This window comes from Vibrio sp. Vb0667 (assembly GCF_033391095.1).
This window is the reverse complement of the sequence record NZ_JAWPOL010000003.1, coordinates 233,150-253,836: the sequence shown is the minus strand read 5'-3', so window position 1 is coordinate 253,836 and position 20,687 is coordinate 233,150. Positions and strand designations below refer to the sequence as shown.

The following is a 20,687-nucleotide window of genomic DNA, read 5'->3' as shown; positions in this document are numbered from 1 at the left end:
TAAGGCCAAATATCAAAAAAGCCTCGCTAAATAGCGAGGCTTTTGCTTTTTAAACGCTTTGCGAGTAATTACGCGTCAACGCCACGAGATTTTAGGAACTCAGAGTAAGTGCCTTTAAAGTCTGTGATTTTACCATCGCGGATTTCGATAATACGCGTTGCTAGTGAGTCTACGAATACACGGTCGTGAGAGACGAAGAACAACGTGCCTTTGTATTGCTCAAGCGCCGTGTTCAAAGATTCAATTGATTCCATGTCCATGTGGTTGGTTGGTTCGTCCATTAGCAGCATGTTTGGCTTGTGCATCATTAGCTTACCAAGCAGCATACGACCTTGCTCACCACCAGACAGTACTTTTACTGACTTCTTAATGTCATCTTGACCAAACAGCATACGACCAAGGAAACTACGAACGACTTGCTCGTCATCACCTTCTTGACGCCATTGACCCATCCAATCCGTTAGATTCATATCTTCTGCAAAGTCATGCGCGTGGTCTTGCGCGTAGTAACCGATGTTTGCATTTTCAGACCATTTGAACTCACCAGCACGCGGTTCAAGTACACCAGCAAGCGTGTTTAGAAGTGTTGTTTTACCCACACCATTTTCACCGATGATCGCAACGCGCTCTCCCACTTCAAAAATTGCATTGAAGTCTGAGAACAAGTCCTCTTCAAAACCTTGGCTCAGGTTTTCTACAATCAGAGCGTTACGGAACAGCTCTTTAGACTGTTCAAAACGAATAAATGGGTTTTGACGGCTAGACGCTTTCACTTCGTCCAGTTTGATCTTGTCGATTTGCTTCGCACGAGATGTCGCTTGTTTTGCTTTCGATGCGTTTGCAGAGAAACGCGCAACGAAAGTTTGTAGCTCAGCGATTTGTGCTTTCTTCTTAGCGTTGTCGTTTAGTAGACGTTCGCGAGCTTGAGAAGCCGCCGTCATGTACTCGTCGTAGTTACCTGGGTAAACACGTAGTTCACCGTAGTCCAAGTCAGCCATGTGTGTACATACTGAGTTTAGGAAGTGACGGTCGTGCGAAATGATGATCATTGTGCAGTTACGCGCGTTTAGCGTGTCTTCCAACCAACGGATTGTGTCCATGTCCAAGTTGTTGGTAGGTTCGTCAAGAAGCATCACATCTGGGTCTGCGAATAGAACCTGCGCTAGAAGCACACGAAGTTTCCAGCCTGGTGCTACTTCACTCATTAGACCGAAGTGCTGCTCCATTGGAATACCCACCGCAAGAAGAAGTTCGCCCGCTTTGGCTTCTGCCATGTAGCCGTCCATTTCCGCAAACTGAACTTCTAGGTCAGCCACTTTCATGCCGTCTTCTTCACTCATTTCAGCAAGTGAGTAGATACGGTCACGCTCTTTCTTCACTTCCCATAGCTCTTTATGACCCATGATAACGGTATCGATTACCGTAAATTCTTCGTAAGCGAACTGGTCCTGGTTCAGTTTTGCAACGCGCTCGTTTGGATCGTAGCTTACGTTACCACTGGTTTGCTCAAGCTCGCCGCTGAGGATCTTCATAAAGGTTGATTTACCACAACCGTTAGCTCCAATTAAGCCATAGCGATTGCCTTCGCCGAACTTAACTGAAATGTTTTCGAATAGCGGCTTAGCGCCGAATTGTTGAGTAATATTCGCTGTGGAGATCAAAACCTTTACCTTAGCAATTGGGGTGTATTTAGAAAAACCGGGCAACGGTACTTGTTCATGCTACATACTGCAAGTGTTGTTTTTATTAATTCACTCCAAGTAAAATCATTGTAAGGTTTCTAAGAAGCAAAAGCGCAAACATAAATGCGTCATTAAATACAAAAAAGAGCCACTATCGTCAGTGGCTCTTTTTCCATTAATACTTCAAAAAAGTGACTAAGCGATGTTCGTCACCTCTAGGATCAGTTCGGCTTTTTTAGGTAAATAAATACTGAATTTACTGCTTTTTCCCCATTCAGACTCTGCTTTTAACTCACCACCCGTTTGGCTGAGAATACTTTGGGAGACCGATAGCCCTAACCCTGTGCCTTCTCGTTTCGTTGTGTAAAATGGCGAGAAGATTCGACTCAAGTTTTCTGGTTTAATACCGCAGCCCTCATCGATAACATGAATCGCGGCTCCTTTCACTTCTCCCTCGTCAATCCAGTCTTCACTGACTACTGTTAACGTGCCTTTACCGCTCATTGCGTGAATGGCGTTCATTTGCAAATTAACTAAGATTTGTAGCAAGTGGTGACGGTTTATCTCGACGGACGTATGCGCTTGTAGGTCAGTCACAAACTCAACGTCGCGTTTCTTGGTGCCAGTTTTAACCAAGGTGATGCTTTCATCAATGATAGGATTGACATGTTGCCAAGTGATTTCATCTTGAACACCGCCTTGGCGACTGTATTGCAATAAACTGCGTGTGATATTGCGGATACGATCAATTTGCGCGTGAATCGCATCAATTTCTTCTTGTACTCGACTTGCATCGTCACCCAACTCAAAATGGATCAATTCTACGTTGCCAAGAATCACGGCGGTTGGGTTATTAATTTCGTGAGCAATCCCCGCGGTGAGTTCTCCCAATGCTGCCAGTTTTTCATGAACAACGAGTTTGTCGCGAGTTTGGTTAAGCAATTGAATATGCAGCTCAAGATCTTGGGTTTTTTCTCTCAGGCTTGCCGTACGCTCTTGAACTTTGCATTCAAGTTGAGCTGCGGAGTTTTTCAGTTCAATTTTGCGCTCTTCTAGCGCGTCTAACATATCATCAAACTGTCTGGCTAACTGCGCAAGTTCATGATCGGCATCTAATCCTAACGGGCCAATCCGTTTTTCTTTACCTTGTTGGACCTGCTTCACCACTTTGTGAATGCGTTCGATCGGTCGAAACAGATCATAAGAACCGCGATATACCATCACGCCAGAAACCAGCAATAACATAACCGTAATCAAGCTGATTTCGGCAATGTTGGTCATGTAGGCTTTAACGAATGGCCACATTAGGTAACCGGTATAAAGCATACCAATGACGTTGTCGTATTGGTCTTTGATCGGTTGATACGCCGTAATATACCAAGCGTCATACACATATGCTCGGTCAACCCACTGTTCACCCTTCGAAAGTACTTGGTTATACACTTCTGCGCTCACGCGAGTGCCTATGGCGCGCCCTAGTCTATGATCGCTGTCTAGAGGAACGTTGGTGCTCACACGCAAATCATCGAGAAATACCGTCAACGTACCCACAGGGCGAAGGCGGTCATTATCACTTAAGTAAATGAGATCGCGGATTTGATCCACCAGCACTGTACTATTGTTAAGGAGCAAACCACCATCCAGAAAGCCGATCAAATCATTCGCTTGGCTGTATACCGGAATCACGGTTCGACTGACTAACCCACGCGCCTCCCTGTCACCATCAGCAAGAATAGGCACTTCTGCTCGTTTGGCGAGTTCAGGATCGAGGCGTTCGAGTTCTTCTTTATTGAGTACATCAAAAAACGATTCGCGCTTGGTGAGATCCATAAAGCGGAATTTGTTTTCCATGGAATTAACGCGTTGGAAAGAGAGAAAATCTAAAGCATATCTTTTCTTCTGCTCTGTGACCCACTTTTGCAGGTCACCTTGTGGCGTTCCTTTATTAATGCGAATACGGAAATCGTACGAATCGGCAAACGCCCGCACGTAATTGGCTTGCTTTTGCTGTAACAACGTTACACTGTTATTTGCAACACCAAGACGTTCCGAGACATCAAGCAGCGCATTTTGCCACGTGTAATGAATAGACCAATAAATGGTAATGCCGATCAGAGCTAACAATGTGAGGAAAATCGGCGCAGAGGTTAAGAATAACAAGCGATAACGCACCATGGTTTTAAAACGGTGCGTCCATTTTGACAATCCTTTGTACTGTGGGCCGTTAGTCGGCATATTCCTCATCCTCAGAATCCCATTCTTTGTATTTACGTTCTAAGGTCTTGCGAGCTACGCCCAAGTCACGAGCAGCAGCAGACTTATTGCCTTCATGCAAGTTAACGACTTGTTTAATATGTGCTTTCTCGACTTCTTTTAACGTCCAGCTGTTTGGATAGCCTTCGCCAGTAAATTCTTTGCCTTCTCTAAAGGTTGGTAACTCAGCAGAGTGAGAAACAGTAATCGATACATTAGGCAGTGAATGCCCGCCATTCAGCTCTCGCCAATAGTGTGCAGGTGGTTTGCCAAGCAAGATACAACGCTCAATCAAGTTTTTCAGCTCACGAATGTTTCCCGGCCAATCGTACTCACTCATGGCTTCCATGTCCTCGTGCGCCCATTTGGGCGCAGGCATACCGAGCTCGCGCGTCAGCATGTTGCTGAAAAATGGCACCAACTCAAATAAGTCGGTTTTGCGCTCTCGCAGCGGACACACTTCAATTTTCAGAACGTTTAAACGGTAATAGAGGTCACTGCGGAAATTACCTTGATTGACCTCTTCTTGCAGGTTTCGGTTGGTTGCCGCTACGATACGGACATCAATACTGATCTCTCTTTCTGAACCGACAGGGCGAATCGTACGCTGCTCTAACACACGTAATAATGATGCCTGCATTGCAAGTGGCATCTCCCCGATTTCGTCAAGAAATAAGGTGCCACCGTTCGCAACACGGAACAAACCTTCACGCGATTTTTTTGCACCGGTAAACGCGCCCGATGTATGACCAAATAACTCACTCTCTAAAAGCTCAGGTGCAATCGCGCCGCAGTTGATTGGCACAAACGGGCCCGTTCTCCCACTCGCCTGGTGGATACCTCGTGCAACTAGCTCTTTACCCGTACCCGACTCACCTTCCACCAAAACAGAAGCGCGTGATGGTGCAAATTGGTTAATAAGTTGCTTAAGCAGGCGCGTTTTTTCTGAGCCGCCGATGATCTCTGAGGTATTGTGACGTTGGTAATCGCGTGTCATGGCGTACTGCATGCGTTCGTTCAAACGGCGATCCATACAGCGACTGACCGCTTTTAACATCTGCTCAAGGTTGAATGGTTTGAGGATAAAGTCGGAAGCACCGAGCTGTAGCGCTCGAATGGCAATTTCTAAATCCGCATAACCCGTCATAAAAATCACATCGGCACGTTTGTCATCATCTTCAAACGCTTCTTCCCACTCAATTCCAGAACGCCCTGGCAGATTAATATCCAGTAAGATCAGATCATAATGTCGAGAATTACGCAGTTGTTCTGCTTCTTCGATGCTACCAGCTGTATCGACATGTGAAAAAAGCTTACCCAATGCCTTTTTCAAGATGGCTTGCATGCCTAATTCATCATCGACGACCAGTACGGAAAAGGCGCTATATTGTTGGTTTGTACTAAGATGGGATTGAGTAGACATATTTACCCCAGATGGATTTCGATGGGACAGAGTGTACCAAGTTTAAACAGAGATACCCTACAAAAAGTGCGACATTTTGTACCAACGCAAACTTTTATGCAAATAACCCCATGATTTAGTGCATAAACCAAGCACTTTAAGCTTGTAAAAGGTTGGCATCTTGTTTGCTATAAGGTGGATACGGAGCCCATTTAAGTGATCTCAGGATGTTGATGTTTGCTTATTCCAACACCCTGAGACAACTTGCGTATTACGCTAATCGCTCTCGTCCAAAAAGGCTTCTCCCTAAAACCTGGAGAGATTCCAAAGAATCATTGGAAAGGAACACATAAAAATGAAAAAAATTGCGCTAACTCTGGCTGCAACGTCAATCACGCTTGTAAGTTACTCTGCGTTTTCTGCTCAAGACGGAGAACACGTTCGCCTTGCAACCACAACCAGTACTTACCATTCAGGTTTACTTGATTACCTGCTTCCACAATTTGAAAAAGACACGGGCTACAAAGTCGATGTTATTGCTGCAGGTACTGGTAAAGCCTTAAAAATGGGCGAAAACGGTGACGTAGATTTGGTGATGACACATGCACCAAAAGCTGAAGGCGCATTTGTTGAGAAAGGCTACGGCGTTTTACCTCGCAAGCTAATGTACAACGACTTTGTGATTGTAGGCCCGAAAGCTGACCCAGCAACAATCAAAAATGACGAAGGCGTGTTAGATGTATTCAAAGAGATCGCAAACAAAAACGCAACGTTCATCTCTCGCGGCGATGATTCTGGTACACACAAAAAAGAAATGGGCTTCTGGGCTCAAACTAAAATCGAACCGAACTTTGGTGGCTACCGTAGCGTAGGTCAAGGTATGGGCCCAACTCTAAACATGGCGTCTGAAATGCAAGGCTACACCATGACGGATCGCGGCACATGGCTGGCTTACCAAAACAAATTGGATCTAGAAATTCTGTTCCAAGGCGATGAAAAACTGTTTAACCCGTACCAAGTTATTCTTGTTAACCCTGAGCGTTACCCAACGATTAACTACCAAGGTGCGAAGGCATTCAGTGATTGGTTGGTAAACCCTCGCGGACAGGAACTTATCAATGGTTTCCGCCTAAACGGTAAACAACTGTTTGTTGCGAATGCTGAGAGCAAATAACGCAATATGAATCTTGCTGATACAACACTGGAAGCGCTTCGCTTACTGGTGAATTTTGATGCAGACCTATGGGAGATCGTTGCGGTCTCCTTTAGTGTTTCTATTACGGCAATATCTTTGGTGGTATTGCCGTCTATTTTGATGTCCTTTGTCCTTGCCTACACCGACTTCCGTGGTAAGTGGTTCTTGCTGTCCATTGTGAACACCTTACAGGCGGTGCCAACGGTCGTGATTGGTTTGCTGTTGTACATGATGCTTTCAAGAGCAGGGCCTTTGGGTGATTGGCAAATGCTGTTTACGCAAAAAGCCATGATCTTAGGACAAATGATCGTCTGTTTTCCGGTTCTGGTTTCCATGATGCACGGCGCGCTTCAATCGAGTGACCGTCGCGCAGTTGAAACAGCGATTACGTTAGGTGCGTCAATCCCTCGTATCGCTGCTACTATGATCTGGGAGACACGTTTTCCTTTATTGGCGGCTATCATTGCGGGATTCTCACGAATCGTCACAGAGGTAGGCTGTTCAATGATGGTTGGTGGCAACATTATGGGCGTAACCCGTAATATTCCGACTGCCATTGCTATGGAAAGTAGTAAAGGTGCTTTTGCGCAAGGAGTTGCATTAGGAATTGTATTACTATCGTTAGCGTTAGCGCTCAACTTCCTCTTATCGAGCATGAGAGGCAAAGGCTATCTAAGAACATGAAGCAAGCAATCGACTCGCCATCGACCCAATGTAAGGGTGAATTATGACTATAAAAATTACCGCCGAGCAATTGTCCATGCGCTTTAAAGAGCGTGTGCTTTTCCACATCCCTGAATTGGCCATTGGTCCAAACGACGCGATTTACCTAAAAGGTGACAATGGCGTTGGTAAAACCACCCTACTCAAGATCCTTGCAGGTTTGCTCAAGCCTTCAACGGGTAAAGTGGTGGCACCGAAAGATACTTGGTTGAAGAAGTGGACGCGTCGCAATGGTCGTGTTGACGTGATTTATCTCCATCAGTCTCCTTACCTTTTTGACGGCACTGTTTATGAAAACGTCGTTTATGGAGTAAAATATCAACAAGACACGGCAAAAGATAAGCGAGCTCAAGTTATTAGTGCGCTACGCATGGTAGGGTTAGAAACCTTAGCCGACGAACACATCTCTGTATTGTCCGGCGGTGAGAAGCAACGCGTAGCAATGGCACGAGCTTGGATCTTAAAACCATCGATTTTGTTGATGGACGAACCAAGTGCCTCTCTCGACCAAGAGTCGATTGAACGTCTGGTTATCATGGCAAAAGATCTGCTTGATCGCGGTTCTAGTATTGTTGTGACTAGCCACCAAGCGAACGCGTTGACGGATTTATGTAAAAAACAGTGGTGGATTAAAGACAAGACTTTGGTAGAGTCTCCACTCTTGTATGTCATACCAAAAGAAACATCCCAAGAGAACGCATATGCTTCAGCCAACACAAACTAGTTGGGTCATTTTGGCTGGTGGTCAAGCCAGCCGTATGGGTGGAAAAGACAAAGGTCTGATCGAACTGAATCAGAAGCCACTCATCGAACACGTTATCGAACGTTTATCTCCGCAAACACCACGCATTCTAATCAATGCGAACCGAAACCAAGACGCCTACCGTGCGTTTGGTTTCGTCTTCAGCGATCAATTTAAAGATTTCCCAGGTCCGATGGGCGGTATCCACGCGGGCTTGGTTCATGCAGAAACCGATTGGGTTGGCTTCGTCCCTTGTGACAGCCCTCAAATCAACACTGATCTTGTTGAACGTTTTTGCAGCGCAGTAAAAGAAGACACCGATATTTTGGTTGCTCATGATGGCGACCACCAGCAGCCTGTCTTCACGCTTTATCACAAGCGCGTACTGCCAAAGCTGACCGCGTTTTTAGAACGTGGCGATCGTAAGATCATCCTACTCTACAAAGAGTGCAACACCAGTTACGTTGACTTTAGCGACTCACCAAACTGTTTCGTCAACTTAAATACGCCTGAAGAATTGGCGCAATTTGGACAACTCGAATCATGAAACACACGCTAAACATCCCTATTCTTGGTTTTGCTGCCTACTCTGGTACGGGCAAAACCACGCTACTTGAAGCCCTATTGCCAAAGCTGACCGAAGCAGGTTTACGCATTGGCATGCTAAAACATGCGCACCACAACTTCGATGTCGATAAGCCGGGTAAAGACAGCTACCGTTTACGCAAAGCTGGCGCATCTCAAATGCTGATTGCTTCTCGCAACCGTTTTGCGTTAATGACAGAAACGCCAGAAGCCGAAGCGGAGTTTGAATTCCTATTAACACGTTTTGATGAAGACATGCTTGATGTGGTTTTGGTCGAAGGCTGCAAAAACATCGCGTTTCCTAAAATCGAATTGCACCGTGAAGAAGTCGGCAAGCCTTGGCTTTATCCAAACGATGAAAACATCATCGCTATCGCTTCAGACGGCGGCGAGTTGGACTCTGAACTGCCACAAATGAACATCAATGATCTTGAAGCGATTGCTCAGTTCGTTATTCAGTATGTTCAAGAAGCGAAAGCACCAAAAAACAAAGAGAAAGAAGCCGCATGTTGCGACACACTTTCTCCTGCTTTCCTTTCTGTGGTTCAAGGCCAAGAGAAAATCCTTTCTTTGGTGAACACGGTTTCGGAAATAGAAGCATGCAAGATTGAAAACGCCTATGGCCGCGTTCTTGCGGAACATATCGTTTCACCAGTAAATGTGCCGCAATACACCAACTCCGCGATGGACGGTTATGCCATCCGCAGTGATGATGTTGACCGTGATAGCTACCAAGTGGTTGTTGAAGTGATGGCGGGCCATGCTTACGATCAACCTCTGGACGTTGGTCAAGCGGTGAAGATCATGACTGGCGCACCAACACCACGTAACGGCGACACAGTGGTCATGCGTGAGCAAGCCTCTCAAGAAGGTGACAAGGTCACCTTTAACGGTGCGAATATCAAAGCAGGCCAAAACGTTCGTCAAGCAGGTGAAGATCTCGCTATCGGCAGTGACGTCTTTACCGCAGGCACTCGCCTAGCCTCTCCAGAAATGGGCATGATCGCTTCGCTTGGTTTTGGTGAAGCGAATGTGTTCCGCAAAGTGAAAGTTGCCGTGTTCTCCACCGGTGACGAAGTACAAGCGCCGGGAACAGAGCAAAAAGCGAATTCTATCTACGATTCCAACCGTTTTACCATCATGGGCATGCTTGAAAAGCTCGGCTGCGAGATCTTGGACTTCGGTATTCTGGAAGACAACGAAAAGTTAATGATTGAAGCGTTGGAAAACGCATCGGCGCAAGCGGACGTGGTTATGACTTCTGGTGGCATATCTGTTGGTGATGCGGATTACATCAAACTTGCCTTGGATAAACTTGGTCAAATAGATTTTTGGCGAATCAACATGCGTCCGGGACGTCCATTAGCGTTTGGTCAAATCAACAACAAGCCGTTCTTTGGTCTGCCGGGCAACCCTGTTGCCGTGATGGTTTCATTCATCAACTTTGTCGAGCCTGCACTGCGTAAGATGCAAGGCGAACAAGGCTGGAAGCCTCTGAAAGTGAATGCCATCGCGACTGAAAACCTTCGCTCTCGCCAAGGTCGTACCGAGTTTAGTCGAGGAATCTATGAACTGGATAACACTGGCCGTTTAACCGTTCGTACAACAGGCAAGCAAGGCTCTGGTATTTTACGCTCAATGAGTGAGGCAAACTGTTTGATCGAAATCTCCCCAGCTATTGATACAGTAAAGGCGGGAGAAAGCGTGACAATTATCCCACTTCAAGGCAGAATCTAGCTCAAACTAGAAATTCAAAGGTCAGCGAGTCTGGCCTTTTTGTTTAATATACAGAAACCTTTTCAGAGAGACAGCTATGGCTCGCACCATTCTTTACACTTACAAAGACCAAGACAAAGAACTGACGTTCTCATACCAGCAACACCGCAACATTCAAGAAGCAGTTGCAGAAGCCGAAGGTATCGATATCACTGAGTTCCTAAAGATGGAGCAACAAATCGAAGCAGTGTCTGACACTAAAGCGGTGCGAAACTACCGCGACAACTACTTCAGAAAATTAGGCTTTAGCAAAATCACCCTAGCTCAAAAAGAAAACCTGGGCGTAGGCAAAAAGAACAAATAAGCTTAGCTGCAAACAGAAAACTCACGATTCGTCGTGAGTTTTTTATGCATGCTACTTTTGTTCATGATCCATACCCGAGCATACCGAAATTACTTAGGTATATGAGTTACTTGGGTATACAAGTTACTTCGGTATATAAGTAAAAGCCCCGTTTAACCTTGAAAGTCTAAACGGGGCTTTAAATTTCTTCTTACTTTATATCGAGTAAGGTTTAAGTCATTACTTGATGTTTAAGAACGCAGCGCCGCGTACACCACCTGAATCACCGTGTTTTGCTTTGATGATCTTAGGACACTTAGCCACAGACAATAAGTGTTTAGGGATGCGTTTTGGCATCTCTTCGTAAATCAATTCGAAGTTAGATAAGCCGCCACCAAGTACAACGGTGTGTGGGTCTGTTGCAGTAAACAGGTTTGCAAAGCAGATCGCTAGCAGCTCCATAAAGCGCTCGACGTGCTCTACTGCTTTCTCTTCACCCTCTGCGTGCGCTTTAATAATGTCGATCGCTTTCTTCTCTTCGCCGTAGTAATGCGCGTAAAGAAGCTCGAAACCACGACCAGATAGGTAACTATCTAAACAGCCTTTGTTGCCACAGCCACAACCCAGTAATGGTGCGTTTTCGCCTAGGTGGAACCATGCGTCGATAGGAAGACGTGTGTGACCCACCTCACCCGCTACGTGGTTGCGGCCAGAGAATACTTTGCCTTCGTAGATAAAGCCGCCACCAAAACCAGTACCAAGGATCAAACCTAGTACAGATGGTTCATCTTGAAGATCTTCGTCCCAGGCTTCAGAAAGCGCGAAACAGTTTGCATCGTTTTCAATTTTTACGCTGCGACCGATTTTAGCTTCTAGATCAGCACGAAGTGGTTTGCCTTTTGCCGCAGGAACGTTAACTGTTAGTACCGTTGCATCATCGGCGTCTTCCATACCTGGTAGGCCAAGACCAATCGTACCTTCGCAGCCAAACTCTGTATCGTATTTATTCACCAATTCCGTAATGGTATCAACCAGCAGCTCGTAGTTGTCTGTTGGTGTAGGTACACGTTCCGTCGCTACACGCTCAAGCTTCTCGTTAAATGCACCAAATTCAATTTTAGTGCCACCGACATCAAAGCCGTAATACATGTATTTCTCTCCTAAAAAATGCTTCAAACGACTCTCAAAAATGGCTAGAGTCAAAAGTATAAACTGATGGCATTATCCATATCTGTACGCCTGCAAACCGTGACCGAATGCAGATTTATCCCCTCACCGAAGCCAGTTGAACAACATACCATCAACAAAAGCTCATTCCTTAGAGTCAGCTCTCGGTTTTCATCCACTCTTTGAAACGTTTCAAGTGTGGCTGGTTAGGGTCGTTTTTGACTCGAGTCTTGCTCAGCATGTAAGTTTCTCTGAAGGCTTCAAACCACAATTGAAGGCATTCCGCAGCTTTCGGCTCACCAGCTTGTTTTAAAACTAATGTCGCGACTTCGGCGGTTGAAAGATGCTGCTCATTCTCGGAGCGGCGCATGATGTATTCAGACAGAGATTCCGGCTCAATGGAAAGCACAGGCAAAGATTTAAGAAAATCAGAACGACGGAATATCTTTCGCGCCTCACGCCAGCTACCATCAATAAAGATCAGCAACCATTTTTTGTTCTCGACATCTTCTTTTACCAATCGCCCTGGCTCTAGATCTTCAATTAAACGAGAGGGATCATCCACATAGTCTGCAGGAAATACAATCACCGGTTGGTAACTGTCATCCTGTAGTAGCGCTAGCATCTCTTCAGACGGTTCTGTTCGGTTCCATTGATACACGTAAGTCTCTTGAATCGTATCAGCGATTAGACGACCGGTATTACTTGGCTTAAACACTTCGTTTTCAGAAACAATCAACATACATGCAATATTGGCCTTGATGTTTGGCTGAAGGTCGCACAAACAGTGTTGCTCAGAAACCTGGCAATATTGACAACGAACCACTTTACATCCACGCGCGTTGAAAGGCTTGGTTGAGATAGATTGTCGGTACTGATATAAACGGTGGAAAGCGTGAATTCTCATGGTAAGTAATGCCAAGTAAAAAGTAGAGCGCGATTCTACTGATATTATGGTTTCGCCTCAAGATAAGCCCATCAGCAGTGTGTTGAAATAATTTCACTCTTATCTCGGTCATAGATAAAGAAATAAATAAGGGAATGACAGTGACAGAAACGACATTTCAAGAACCCTCATGGCTCAGATTAGGCTTTTTCCTTGGCGTATTATTGCTTTGTGCCATTTGGGAGAACAAATTGCCTAGAAAAACACTGACCGCTTCGCGCAGGTTTCGCTGGGTCAATAACTTGTCATTGGTTGCTTTTAACAGCCTAGTTATTGCTTTAATCATGCCTATCGCCGCCTTTCAAGCTGCGGTCATAGCTCAGGAGCAACAATGGGGGCTGCTGAATATTCTGTCCCTCCCCGCTTGGTTAAATATTTTTCTAACCGTCATTTTGCTTGATTTCGTCATTTACGCTCAGCATGTTGTCTTTCATCATGTAAAACCGCTGTGGAAGATTCACCGAATGCATCACGCCGATCTCGACATAGACGTCACTACAGGCGCACGCTTTCATCCCTTCGAAATAATCATTTCAATGGGAGTAAAAATTGCAGCCGTGTTTATCTTAGGTGTTTCACCTATCGGAATTGTGGTATTTGAAATTGTGCTTAATGCGAGCGCGATGTTTAATCACAGTAATGCAAAACTGGCTTTATCTATGGACCAAAAACTGCGAAACGTCATCGTTACACCAGACATGCATCGCGTGCACCATTCAGTGATAGTAAAAGAGACCCACTCAAACTTTGGTTTTTTCCTTTCAGTTTGGGACCGCTTTCTTGGGACATACCGAGCTCAGCCTAAGTTGGGTCATGAAGATGTTGTTATTGGTGTGCCGGAAATTAGAGACGAAGAAGAGCAAAGATTAGATAAGCTGTTAACGCAGCCCTTTCGCTACAATAAAGAGAAGAAGTAATGGTTGAAAAAATATTGTTGGATGAAGTATGTCAACAAAACGAATAGACCAAGCCTAAACCCCAGTTAAACACTACTTCATCCTCATGATGTGTAAGAACAGATTAGTTTTCTGCTAGCTGACGCTTTTTGTTTAGCTGAGTAATACCAACAAATAAACCAACAACACCAAGCACTGCAGATGCCAAAGCATTGGTGTTCATTACTTGCTGTGCCTCTATTGAGCTGTATAGAAAAGCAAGGCTGAAGAAAGTGGTGGCAAAGCTCAAACCTGTCAGTACGCTGAAACCAGCAAAACTGGCCAAGTCTTTAAAATCGTTCATAACGAGTCCCTGTTTACAATCCTTAATCGAGTGTTGTGAAAATAATAATTAACGAAATATTTGGCGCGATTGACTATGTTTTCGCGCATTCCATAACCAGATAGATACCCCAAATGAGAACCCTAAAAACAGTGTCTTCATTTGTAGGGCGACGTTGTTATCTAATATTTCTAATGTATAGTGAGCGTGGGAACTAAAGATAACATTGGTTATAAGAATCAATAACATAACGACTATGCCAGAGCGGCGATGCTTGACCAATAGATACACTGCTAATAAGTCCAATAGTCCCAAAGCGCTCCAATACATATTCAACCAGCGTGGCGCAAAATCGTAAGGTAAAAAGCCACCAACAATGTTGTCATAAAGATGAACCACTCCGCCAACTGTCATAAAAAGGCATAAGAGAAACAAGACGAATTTATCCATTACCGTTTCCTTATCTGAATGAATGAGCAAAGCATATAGAAGTCACTTAAACATTTGTAATCTCATCGCCATTTTTGAGATCGACAGTGCCATTATCAACACGATGAGAACAGTAACGGCTACTCTACCTTCTTTATTTGCTTCTAGTAGAAGCATAGTGTTTGCTTTGTCATTGTCCCAAATCCGCCAATGCAACGACAGAATCCTCCTTTAAATCACGCCTTGGTTTAGCAACTCTCGTACCTTTTCCAACCCGCGCTGAAACACAGTATGTGCATTCGCGGGAAGGCCGCTCTCGACATCGTGCCAGAAGAACGCGAAATCATGTCCACCATCGTCTTGCGTATGAAACAGCCATGAATTAGCGAGATCAGCACACTCACACAAAACAAAATGCCATGCTTGATTTTGAAAGCCACTGTCCCATGAGCATAAATATCGTGCGGAACGAACATGTGTGATACCAGACTCCTCAGCGAGCTCCCGCTTGGCCGCTATGATGTAACTTTCATCAAACACTTCAACAGTGCCCTTGACGAGCTGAACACCCGCCAACGGATGTTTAAAAAGTAGGATCTCTTGATTTTGATTACGTAGAACGACGGGGCAAACTTTATCGATCACAAAACCACTCCTTCTTATGGCTTTAGCTTTCTCTGGATATAAAAAAATCGCATGAAGCTGCATGATTCATTCCTTTGAATTCTGGCGACATTCTAGTCAACGAGTCCCTCGAACAAAGCATTAACATCACGTTGTGATAACTAAACCCTTTAGAAATGAACGAGATGAGATGTAACTCACTTTTGCGATGCAAATAGGAGCCATTAAATGAGTAGCCGTAACAAAAAAGCAGAACCGAGGTTCTGCTTTTAGTCGGTGGAAACATCTCATTTACTTGGTCTGATGAAGCTCATACTTGTGCAGCATTGCTTGCTGGTGCCCAGCAATTTCCGCCACTTGCTCAGAACTCTCAACCATAGACTCAAGCTGCAGCTTTGTGCGTTCGCCAAGATCAGAAATATGTGTGATGGATTGAGATACATCTGCCGTCGCTCGTTCTTGTTCTTCTGTAGCAACTGAGATTTGCTCAACACGTTCTTGAATGTGCTTAACCGCGAGGTTGATATCAGAGAATGTCGATTTCACTTCATTGCTGGACTGTAGCGCGTGGGTCATTTCTTCTCTTGAATCATTAACTGCTTGGCGCGAGCGCTCTGCGGCAGTAATAAGCTCGCTCATCATTTCTCGGATGTTCGTAGTTTGTTGAGAGGTATCACTTGCAAGTTTGCGAACTTCATCAGCGACAACCGCAAATCCACGCCCTTGCTCACCAGCACGGGCAGCCTCTATTGCCGCGTTGAGAGCAAGTAAGTTGGTGTTGTCCGCGATCCCACTGATCATATCCACCATTTCACGAATCTGTTTAACACGCTGGTCTAGCTCTAACATTGACTGTTCATTTACATCCAAAGAGCTTTCTAATGACTCCAAACGTTCGCGGTTTTGTTCCACGACTTGAACCCCTTTTTCAGTGTGTTGGGTTGCAAGGAGCGAGTCCTGTGAAGATGCATTTGTCACCATTGCTATTTCACGAATAGAGGCTTCAAGCTGCGTTATGGTCGTGATCATACTCGACAACGCTTCATTTTGTGTTGCCAACCCATCACTTGTTTGTTCGGCTGCACTGTGACTTACTTCTGCCGTCTGATAAAGCGTTTCACAATTGCGCGTCACCGTTTGAATGGAGTCATGTGTGGAATCGATTACTTGATTCAACTTTCGTGCTACTTCTTTCAGCTCATAGGGGCCGACTTCTTCTGCCTTGTCACGAAAATCATGTTCGGTAAGTGCTGAAAGACGCGTTAGTACATTCCTTAACCCTCGGTTTGTCCATGACTTGAGACTAAACCAAGTAACCAGAATAATAAAAGAAATCACACACGCCGCAAACACGAGCACAACGCTGACCGATTCAATGGTCTCGTTGACCACCCGCTCTTTTTCATCGATCAACTGACCAGCGGTTTGGGAGATTTGATCAAGTAACCGCATGGTTTCATCCGCAAGCATCGAAGCCTGTTTAAACTCTGAACGTTGCAATTCCCCTTGTTCTAGTTTGGCGAGGATCAAACGCAGCACGCCCTTTTCACTAAAGCCTTGTTTCACCATCTCATATGGTGCGGTTAAGCTTGCATATTCACTTACTTCAGGATGGAAAGATTGGAAGTCTTCATAGGCGAGTTTAATACCTGCTATGCGATTTCGCATTTCTCGGTATTCTTTTTCGGCTTTGTTTAATTCTGAGTGCATCATCATGACTAAGAACGTACTTTCCATTGAGCTTGCAGAAGCAATGAAACGGTTAGCGGCATCGCTCGACTCAGGATTATCAGCACTAAGAAACGAACTGATTCGATTCATTTCCGGACCGATAGAGCTAAGCCCATAGCGAAACCCACCAACAGCGGCATCAATATCCATTTGAATTTGTATCACCGAAGATTGCTTCAACAAAATGGACTGCGTGATGTTATGTAAACGCGCTAGTTTGGTGTCTAACTCCTCCGAGAGTTGCTGAGCTACACCAGACGCTTTCACAACCAAAGTTGTGCTTTGAGTTGCAAGAGAGTCGATTTGCTCTTTTATGAGAGGCAACTCTTTCGGCTCAGTAATCTGCATACCATGGTTGAGTAGCTTAACCATCTCCAATACATTCCTGGTTAACTTTGCGTTTGCCATCGCGATTGGTAATGCTTTTTGCGACAAGTCTTCAAATTGTTCCCCTACCTGTTCCATTCCTTTGAAACTTGAGACAGAAAGGGCTATAACAAGAGCAATGATAGTTAAAAATGTTGCACTGACAGCCTGAATCAGTGAGAGTGATGTGCGTGAGCGTTTTCGCTTTGCCATAATCAATTTTTATTCTTTCTTAAGGTCGAATCGGTTCTGCAGTGATTCCGTCACATTTGTGAGACAAAACCGTGATTTGCAGCCCATACTATGGATTGGTTATGACACTAATATTTCAGTTGTGAGTCATAGAGATGACAGGTGGTGATTTGCGTCGAGTATATTTTCCTTTGATAATCAGTGTGCTACTAAGCGCCTGCTCTTCTGGGCCTGAGCCTAGTGAGCAAGCACAGGTGACAACACCTACAAATCAGCTATTGTCGGACAACCCTGACTTGTTCGACTTTTACACAGAGTGGCACGGCACGCCTTATCGCTTAGGCGGGACACAGAAATCTGGAATTGATTGCTCAGCATTTGTACAAAAAGCGTTTATTGAGGCTTATCAGCTCTCGTTACCAAGGACAACGAAGCAGCAATCAAAGCAAGGTGTGGAGTTAAGTTGGACGGATGCCAAGCAAGGGGATCTAGTGTTTTTTAAAACAAGACGTACAACTTATCATGTCGGAATTTACTTGGGTAACAAGCAGTTCATGCATGCATCGACGTCTAGAGGTGTGATTATTTCAAGAATCGACAACCCATACTGGGCATCTAAGTTTTGGCAAATAAGAAGAGTTACAATGTAACTCCTCTCACTCTTTAACCGGACATTGCTGTAAGTTAAAACAATATCAGTCGTAAGTCGCAACAGCATTATCGAACAGATTTTTGACCAGAGCGATGTATTCATCAAGGAACGTGATCTGTTCATTGGTCGCTTTTTTATGCCATACCCCAGCCAATATCTCACCAAGATCTTCAACAACTGCATCAGCCTCTTTCAACAATTTGAAGCGTACGCTCGAGTGAAGTTCTGGATTTTGCTCAAAAATCGCCATGATGTTTGAAGCCACCATATCGGTGACAACATCTTCGATGCTTTCGGATCCAGTGTCGCCAATTTCGGTCGTAAAAATATCTAGATTTAGAGACAAGTGCTCGATAAGAGCGAGATATCCATCGGTTTCTAAAACCACTGTTTTTCTCCGTTTATTGCAAGCCTTCGAAGCTGAAAGCAGAATAGTTTCAATAGTAAGACATGCCGAGAAAATTTCATTAACTTATTTCATATTAACAAACATTCACGAACCAACTGGATGATTTTCAAACAATTGAGCTTTGCTTCACTGAATTCGGATACAGGGTTTCTTCAAACCTTTTTATATTTCAGTCATTTTCATGCAAACAGGTTTGGTTACGACCATTTTCTTTTGCACGATACAGCGCAGCATCGGCACTCTTTAACCATTGAGTGTGAGTTTCAAAATAAGGCTTATACTCGCAAACACCAATACTTATCGTGTAATTAATCAAAAAATCTTCCACTTTCACGATCTCTTGCTCAATTCTTTTGCGCAAACGCTCTGCGAAATAGCAAGCTTGCTCCTGGTTTGTGTGAGGAAGTAGTACCGTAAACTCTTCACCACCAAAACGACCGCAGATGTCACTGCTTCTTGCTGTTTTTCTCAACAAGGCAGAGGTTCGACGAATGACTTCGTCCCCTGTCGGGTGACCATAAGTATCATTCACCTTCTTAAAGTGGTCGATATCGAATATTACTAATGAGCATGGTCCGTCGATAACTTTTAAGTGAGCAAACTCATCTTTCAATGATTGCTCCCAATAAGCGCGATTAAATAAACCTGTTAAACCATCTTTGCGACTGATTTCCGACAAATGTTGATTTGTTTCTTTCAAATGAATGCGATTTCTCGCAGTTTCAGAAACATCATTGACTTGAATCGCTATGTGGCTGACCTCTCCTGAAAGCCCAATTAACGGCGTGATCACGATATCTTGATACATAAAATCACTGCTGTTTGAAACCGGAGAAAAATTGTTGAACTTAAAAAGGTACGGTCGGTTTTCCCAGCTAGAAAAAGAACGAGTTTCCAGATCGGCGGCAGCTTTTATCTTGGTTTCTAGCCAAGTTCTTGGCAGCTCTTCAAAATGCTCAAATAAACATTCACCAAGAATTTCTTGTGATAGAACGCCACTGTATGACTGCATAAAACTGTTCCACACACACACTTTATACTCTTGATCCAAAACAATAAGCCCTGAATCCATCGTATCGAGAATTTGTGTGACCCAATGAAAGTCTGCTATGTCCAGCGTGATATCGGACATTAGATTAGCTCCATGATTTCATAGATTATTTCTACGGATGGCTTATCAATTAAAAACAGTACCTCGCACTCGAAATCGAGCGCTTCTGCCATGTAGGTGTATTCAATAGTAAAGAGCTCGCCCAACTCGCCTTGCTCTTCACAATAAGGTGTTAAGGTATCCACAATGCCTGGCTGACGAAGTGAGAATTGCTTGTCGAGTTGATCGCCTAACGACGTGAGAAATGACGAAACCAGTAGGTTAGAGATATTCAAGATGATTTCATTATGAGGCGTAAACTCAAGAAGGTAACCTAATTTTTCCCCAATCTGATTGATATCCCTACCACGTAAGCACACCAGTGCCTCCCCGTGAATACCACCACCGACAAACCTCTGCGCTACCGCAACGGAACTGTCACGCCCAACCACATCAACCAGTGTCATATGAAGCTCGCCGTAGGACAAAGGTCCAACATGAGGAACAGGAAGTTGGATGAACTCATGTAAATGGTCGGCCATAATCGCAGCCCCTTTACCAAGGGCAATGTTCGCAATTTCACGGAATTTGGCTAGTAAGGAAAGCTCTTCGCAACCCTGGTTTTTAGAATCAACCGAATGACTAGGTTTGAACGCATAATGCAGTCCTAATTGTTCGTATAGTGGGAGCACCTGCTCTTCTGTCAGAGGCTTAGCGATAAAAGCTTGAGCACCAAGATCGAGACAGCGCTGTTTTGCCTCTTGTTGAACATCTCCAGAAATAATGACGATGTTGGTCGGGTACTGACTAACAGGTAATGATTCGAGGACCTCAAAACCATCCATTATGGGCATCGTTAAATCGAGAAACAAAATATCGATATTTTGCTCAGCAAGAATATTAAGCGCCTCATAACCATCTTGCGCTTCAATAAGATGCAATGATGTATCTTGTACGATAGAACGCGCAATAAGCTTTCTTGCAACAGCTGAGTCATCACATATCAGTATTTTCATGCCACCAATGGAACTAACGTCAAAAAAATCATAATACCTGTTGTAAACGTTCATCTCCATATGCTAAGCCAACAAATCAGAGGCTTATAAGCGATTTGATTCACATTTATACAAATTGACTACACTAAGAGGAAGGTTTCTTTACTAAGTATGCTCAACATAGCGCCAACTCCCTGCTATTTATCCTAAACTATTGGTGGTCAAAT

Annotated in this window: 20 protein-coding genes; 8 read left to right on the top strand and 12 right to left on the bottom strand. The window is 44.4% G+C overall.

Annotated elements, in window-relative coordinates; all coding sequences use genetic code 11:
- Nucleotides 1-68 precede the first annotated feature (68 nt).
- The 3 genes from R8269_RS06355 to R8269_RS06345 all read right to left on the bottom strand — a co-directional run bounded on the left by R8269_RS06355 (nt 69) and on the right by R8269_RS06345 (nt 5,358).
- Complete coding sequence (locus tag R8269_RS06355; RefSeq protein WP_017820679.1) at nt 69-1,661, bottom strand: ABC-F family ATPase; 1,593 nt, start codon at nt 1,659-1,661, stop codon at nt 69-71.
- A 216-nt stretch (nt 1,662-1,877) separates the two neighbouring features.
- Nucleotides 1,878-3,917 carry a cache domain-containing protein gene (locus R8269_RS06350; RefSeq protein ID WP_017820678.1) on the bottom strand — a complete coding sequence of 680 codons (2,040 nt, stop codon included), beginning with the start codon at nt 3,915-3,917 and terminating at the stop codon, nt 1,878-1,880.
- Complete coding sequence (locus R8269_RS06345) at nt 3,907-5,358, bottom strand: sigma-54-dependent transcriptional regulator (protein ID WP_017820677.1); 1,452 nt, start codon at nt 5,356-5,358, stop codon at nt 3,907-3,909. The genes R8269_RS06350 and R8269_RS06345 overlap by 11 nt, the downstream gene beginning before the upstream one ends.
- Nucleotides 5,359-5,692: 334 nt before the next feature.
- Here R8269_RS06345 and R8269_RS06340 point away from each other — a divergent pair, with 334 nt between their 5' ends.
- From R8269_RS06340 to R8269_RS06315, 6 genes are all read left to right on the top strand, one after another.
- Complete coding sequence (locus R8269_RS06340; protein ID WP_005389522.1) at nt 5,693-6,511, top strand: substrate-binding domain-containing protein; 819 nt, start codon at nt 5,693-5,695, stop codon at nt 6,509-6,511.
- A gap of 6 nt (nt 6,512-6,517) precedes the next feature.
- Entirely contained in the window at nt 6,518-7,216 is a 699-nt protein-coding gene (locus tag R8269_RS06335; protein ID WP_005427748.1) for an ABC transporter permease, read from the top strand.
- A 43-nt stretch (nt 7,217-7,259) separates the two neighbouring features.
- Nucleotides 7,260-7,979, top strand: coding sequence for an energy-coupling factor ABC transporter ATP-binding protein (locus tag R8269_RS06330; protein WP_005441550.1), 720 nt, complete (start codon nt 7,260-7,262; stop codon nt 7,977-7,979).
- On the top strand, nt 7,957-8,544 hold the full coding sequence (gene mobA, locus R8269_RS06325; RefSeq protein ID WP_318222486.1) for a molybdenum cofactor guanylyltransferase MobA: 588 nt from the start codon (nt 7,957-7,959) through the stop codon (nt 8,542-8,544). Before R8269_RS06330 ends, mobA begins: the two co-directional genes overlap by 23 nt.
- Nucleotides 8,541-10,319, top strand: a complete 1,779-nt coding sequence (locus R8269_RS06320) for a bifunctional molybdopterin-guanine dinucleotide biosynthesis adaptor protein MobB/molybdopterin molybdotransferase MoeA (RefSeq protein WP_318222485.1) — start codon at nt 8,541-8,543, stop codon at nt 10,317-10,319. Before mobA ends, R8269_RS06320 begins: the two co-directional genes overlap by 4 nt.
- A 76-nt stretch (nt 10,320-10,395) precedes the next feature.
- Nucleotides 10,396-10,662, top strand: coding sequence for a DUF2960 domain-containing protein (locus tag R8269_RS06315; protein WP_005377584.1), 267 nt, complete (start codon nt 10,396-10,398; stop codon nt 10,660-10,662).
- Between the two features lie 219 nt (nt 10,663-10,881).
- Here R8269_RS06315 and nagK read toward each other — a convergent pair whose 3' ends face one another.
- Together nagK and R8269_RS06305 are read right to left on the bottom strand one after the other, a co-directional pair.
- The gene (gene nagK, locus R8269_RS06310) at nt 10,882-11,790 is read right to left on the bottom strand and encodes an N-acetylglucosamine kinase (protein ID WP_318222484.1); all 909 of its coding nucleotides are present in this window, start codon (nt 11,788-11,790) and stop codon (nt 10,882-10,884) included.
- A 175-nt stretch (nt 11,791-11,965) separates the two neighbouring features.
- Complete coding sequence (locus R8269_RS06305) at nt 11,966-12,715, bottom strand: tRNA-uridine aminocarboxypropyltransferase (protein ID WP_021033873.1); 750 nt, start codon at nt 12,713-12,715, stop codon at nt 11,966-11,968.
- A gap of 140 nt (nt 12,716-12,855) precedes the next feature.
- On the opposite strand from R8269_RS06305, the gene R8269_RS06300 reads away from it, so the two are divergent.
- The gene (locus R8269_RS06300) at nt 12,856-13,671 is read left to right on the top strand and encodes a sterol desaturase family protein (protein WP_115386406.1); all 816 of its coding nucleotides are present in this window, start codon (nt 12,856-12,858) and stop codon (nt 13,669-13,671) included.
- Between the two features lie 103 nt (nt 13,672-13,774).
- On the opposite strand, the gene R8269_RS06295 is transcribed toward R8269_RS06300, so the two are convergent.
- The 4 genes from R8269_RS06295 to R8269_RS06280 form a co-directional block, all read right to left on the bottom strand.
- Nucleotides 13,775-13,993, bottom strand: a complete 219-nt coding sequence (locus R8269_RS06295; RefSeq protein WP_258515460.1) for a hypothetical protein — start codon at nt 13,991-13,993, stop codon at nt 13,775-13,777.
- A 48-nt stretch (nt 13,994-14,041) separates the two neighbouring features.
- The gene (locus R8269_RS06290; protein WP_258515461.1) at nt 14,042-14,422 is read right to left on the bottom strand and encodes a hypothetical protein; all 381 of its coding nucleotides are present in this window, start codon (nt 14,420-14,422) and stop codon (nt 14,042-14,044) included.
- A 210-nt stretch (nt 14,423-14,632) separates the two neighbouring features.
- Complete coding sequence (locus R8269_RS06285) at nt 14,633-15,046, bottom strand: NUDIX hydrolase (RefSeq protein WP_025766662.1); 414 nt, start codon at nt 15,044-15,046, stop codon at nt 14,633-14,635.
- Nucleotides 15,047-15,316: 270 nt separating this feature from the next.
- Complete coding sequence (locus R8269_RS06280; protein WP_005377618.1) at nt 15,317-17,335, bottom strand: methyl-accepting chemotaxis protein; 2,019 nt, start codon at nt 17,333-17,335, stop codon at nt 15,317-15,319.
- Nucleotides 17,336-17,469: 134 nt separating this feature from the next.
- Here R8269_RS06280 and R8269_RS06275 point away from each other — a divergent pair, with 134 nt between their 5' ends.
- The gene (locus tag R8269_RS06275; protein WP_025998640.1) at nt 17,470-17,964 is read left to right on the top strand and encodes an NlpC/P60 family protein; all 495 of its coding nucleotides are present in this window, start codon (nt 17,470-17,472) and stop codon (nt 17,962-17,964) included.
- Nucleotides 17,965-18,009: 45 nt separating this feature from the next.
- Here R8269_RS06275 and R8269_RS06270 read toward each other — a convergent pair whose 3' ends face one another.
- The 3 genes from R8269_RS06270 to R8269_RS06260 all read right to left on the bottom strand — a co-directional run bounded on the left by R8269_RS06270 (nt 18,010) and on the right by R8269_RS06260 (nt 20,481).
- Nucleotides 18,010-18,354: a DUF3802 family protein gene (locus R8269_RS06270; protein WP_005377620.1), complete on the bottom strand. Its 345-nt coding sequence runs from the start codon at nt 18,352-18,354 to the stop codon at nt 18,010-18,012.
- Nucleotides 18,355-18,544: 190 nt separating this feature from the next.
- Nucleotides 18,545-19,507, bottom strand: coding sequence for a GGDEF domain-containing protein (locus R8269_RS06265; RefSeq protein ID WP_025766666.1), 963 nt, complete (start codon nt 19,505-19,507; stop codon nt 18,545-18,547).
- Nucleotides 19,507-20,481: a response regulator gene (locus tag R8269_RS06260; protein ID WP_042523017.1), complete on the bottom strand. Its 975-nt coding sequence runs from the start codon at nt 20,479-20,481 to the stop codon at nt 19,507-19,509. Before R8269_RS06260 ends, R8269_RS06265 begins: the two co-directional genes overlap by 1 nt.
- Between the last annotated feature and the right edge of the window lie 206 nt (nt 20,482-20,687).

Bases quoted from the DNA above. Each gene is read 5' to 3' on its own strand.
- R8269_RS06350 (WP_017820678.1), bottom strand. From the start codon at position 3,917: ATGCCGACTAACGGCCCACAGTACAAAGGATTGTCAAAATGGACGCAC.
- R8269_RS06335 (WP_005427748.1), top strand. From the start codon at position 6,518: ATGAATCTTGCTGATACAACACTGGAAGCGCTTCGCTTACTGGTGAAT.
- R8269_RS06305 (WP_021033873.1), bottom strand. From the start codon at position 12,715: ATGAGAATTCACGCTTTCCACCGTTTATATCAGTACCGACAATCTATC.
- R8269_RS06265 (WP_025766666.1), bottom strand. From the start codon at position 19,507: ATGTCCGATATCACGCTGGACATAGCAGACTTTCATTGGGTCACACAA.
- R8269_RS06260 (WP_042523017.1), bottom strand. From the start codon at position 20,481: ATGAAAATACTGATATGTGATGACTCAGCTGTTGCAAGAAAGCTTATT.
- R8269_RS06315 (WP_005377584.1), top strand. From the start codon at position 10,396: ATGGCTCGCACCATTCTTTACACTTACAAAGACCAAGACAAAGAACTG.
- mobA (WP_318222486.1), top strand. From the start codon at position 7,957: ATGCTTCAGCCAACACAAACTAGTTGGGTCATTTTGGCTGGTGGTCAA.
- nagK (WP_318222484.1), bottom strand. From the start codon at position 11,790: ATGTATTACGGCTTTGATGTCGGTGGCACTAAAATTGAATTTGGTGCA.
- R8269_RS06290 (WP_258515461.1), bottom strand. From the start codon at position 14,422: ATGGATAAATTCGTCTTGTTTCTCTTATGCCTTTTTATGACAGTTGGC.
- R8269_RS06280 (WP_005377618.1), bottom strand. From the start codon at position 17,335: ATGGCAAAGCGAAAACGCTCACGCACATCACTCTCACTGATTCAGGCT.
- R8269_RS06330 (WP_005441550.1), top strand. From the start codon at position 7,260: ATGACTATAAAAATTACCGCCGAGCAATTGTCCATGCGCTTTAAAGAG.
- R8269_RS06320 (WP_318222485.1), top strand. From the start codon at position 8,541: ATGAAACACACGCTAAACATCCCTATTCTTGGTTTTGCTGCCTACTCT.
- R8269_RS06295 (WP_258515460.1), bottom strand. From the start codon at position 13,993: ATGAACGATTTTAAAGACTTGGCCAGTTTTGCTGGTTTCAGCGTACTG.
- R8269_RS06275 (WP_025998640.1), top strand. From the start codon at position 17,470: ATGACAGGTGGTGATTTGCGTCGAGTATATTTTCCTTTGATAATCAGT.
- R8269_RS06340 (WP_005389522.1), top strand. From the start codon at position 5,693: ATGAAAAAAATTGCGCTAACTCTGGCTGCAACGTCAATCACGCTTGTA.
- R8269_RS06345 (WP_017820677.1), bottom strand. From the start codon at position 5,358: ATGTCTACTCAATCCCATCTTAGTACAAACCAACAATATAGCGCCTTT.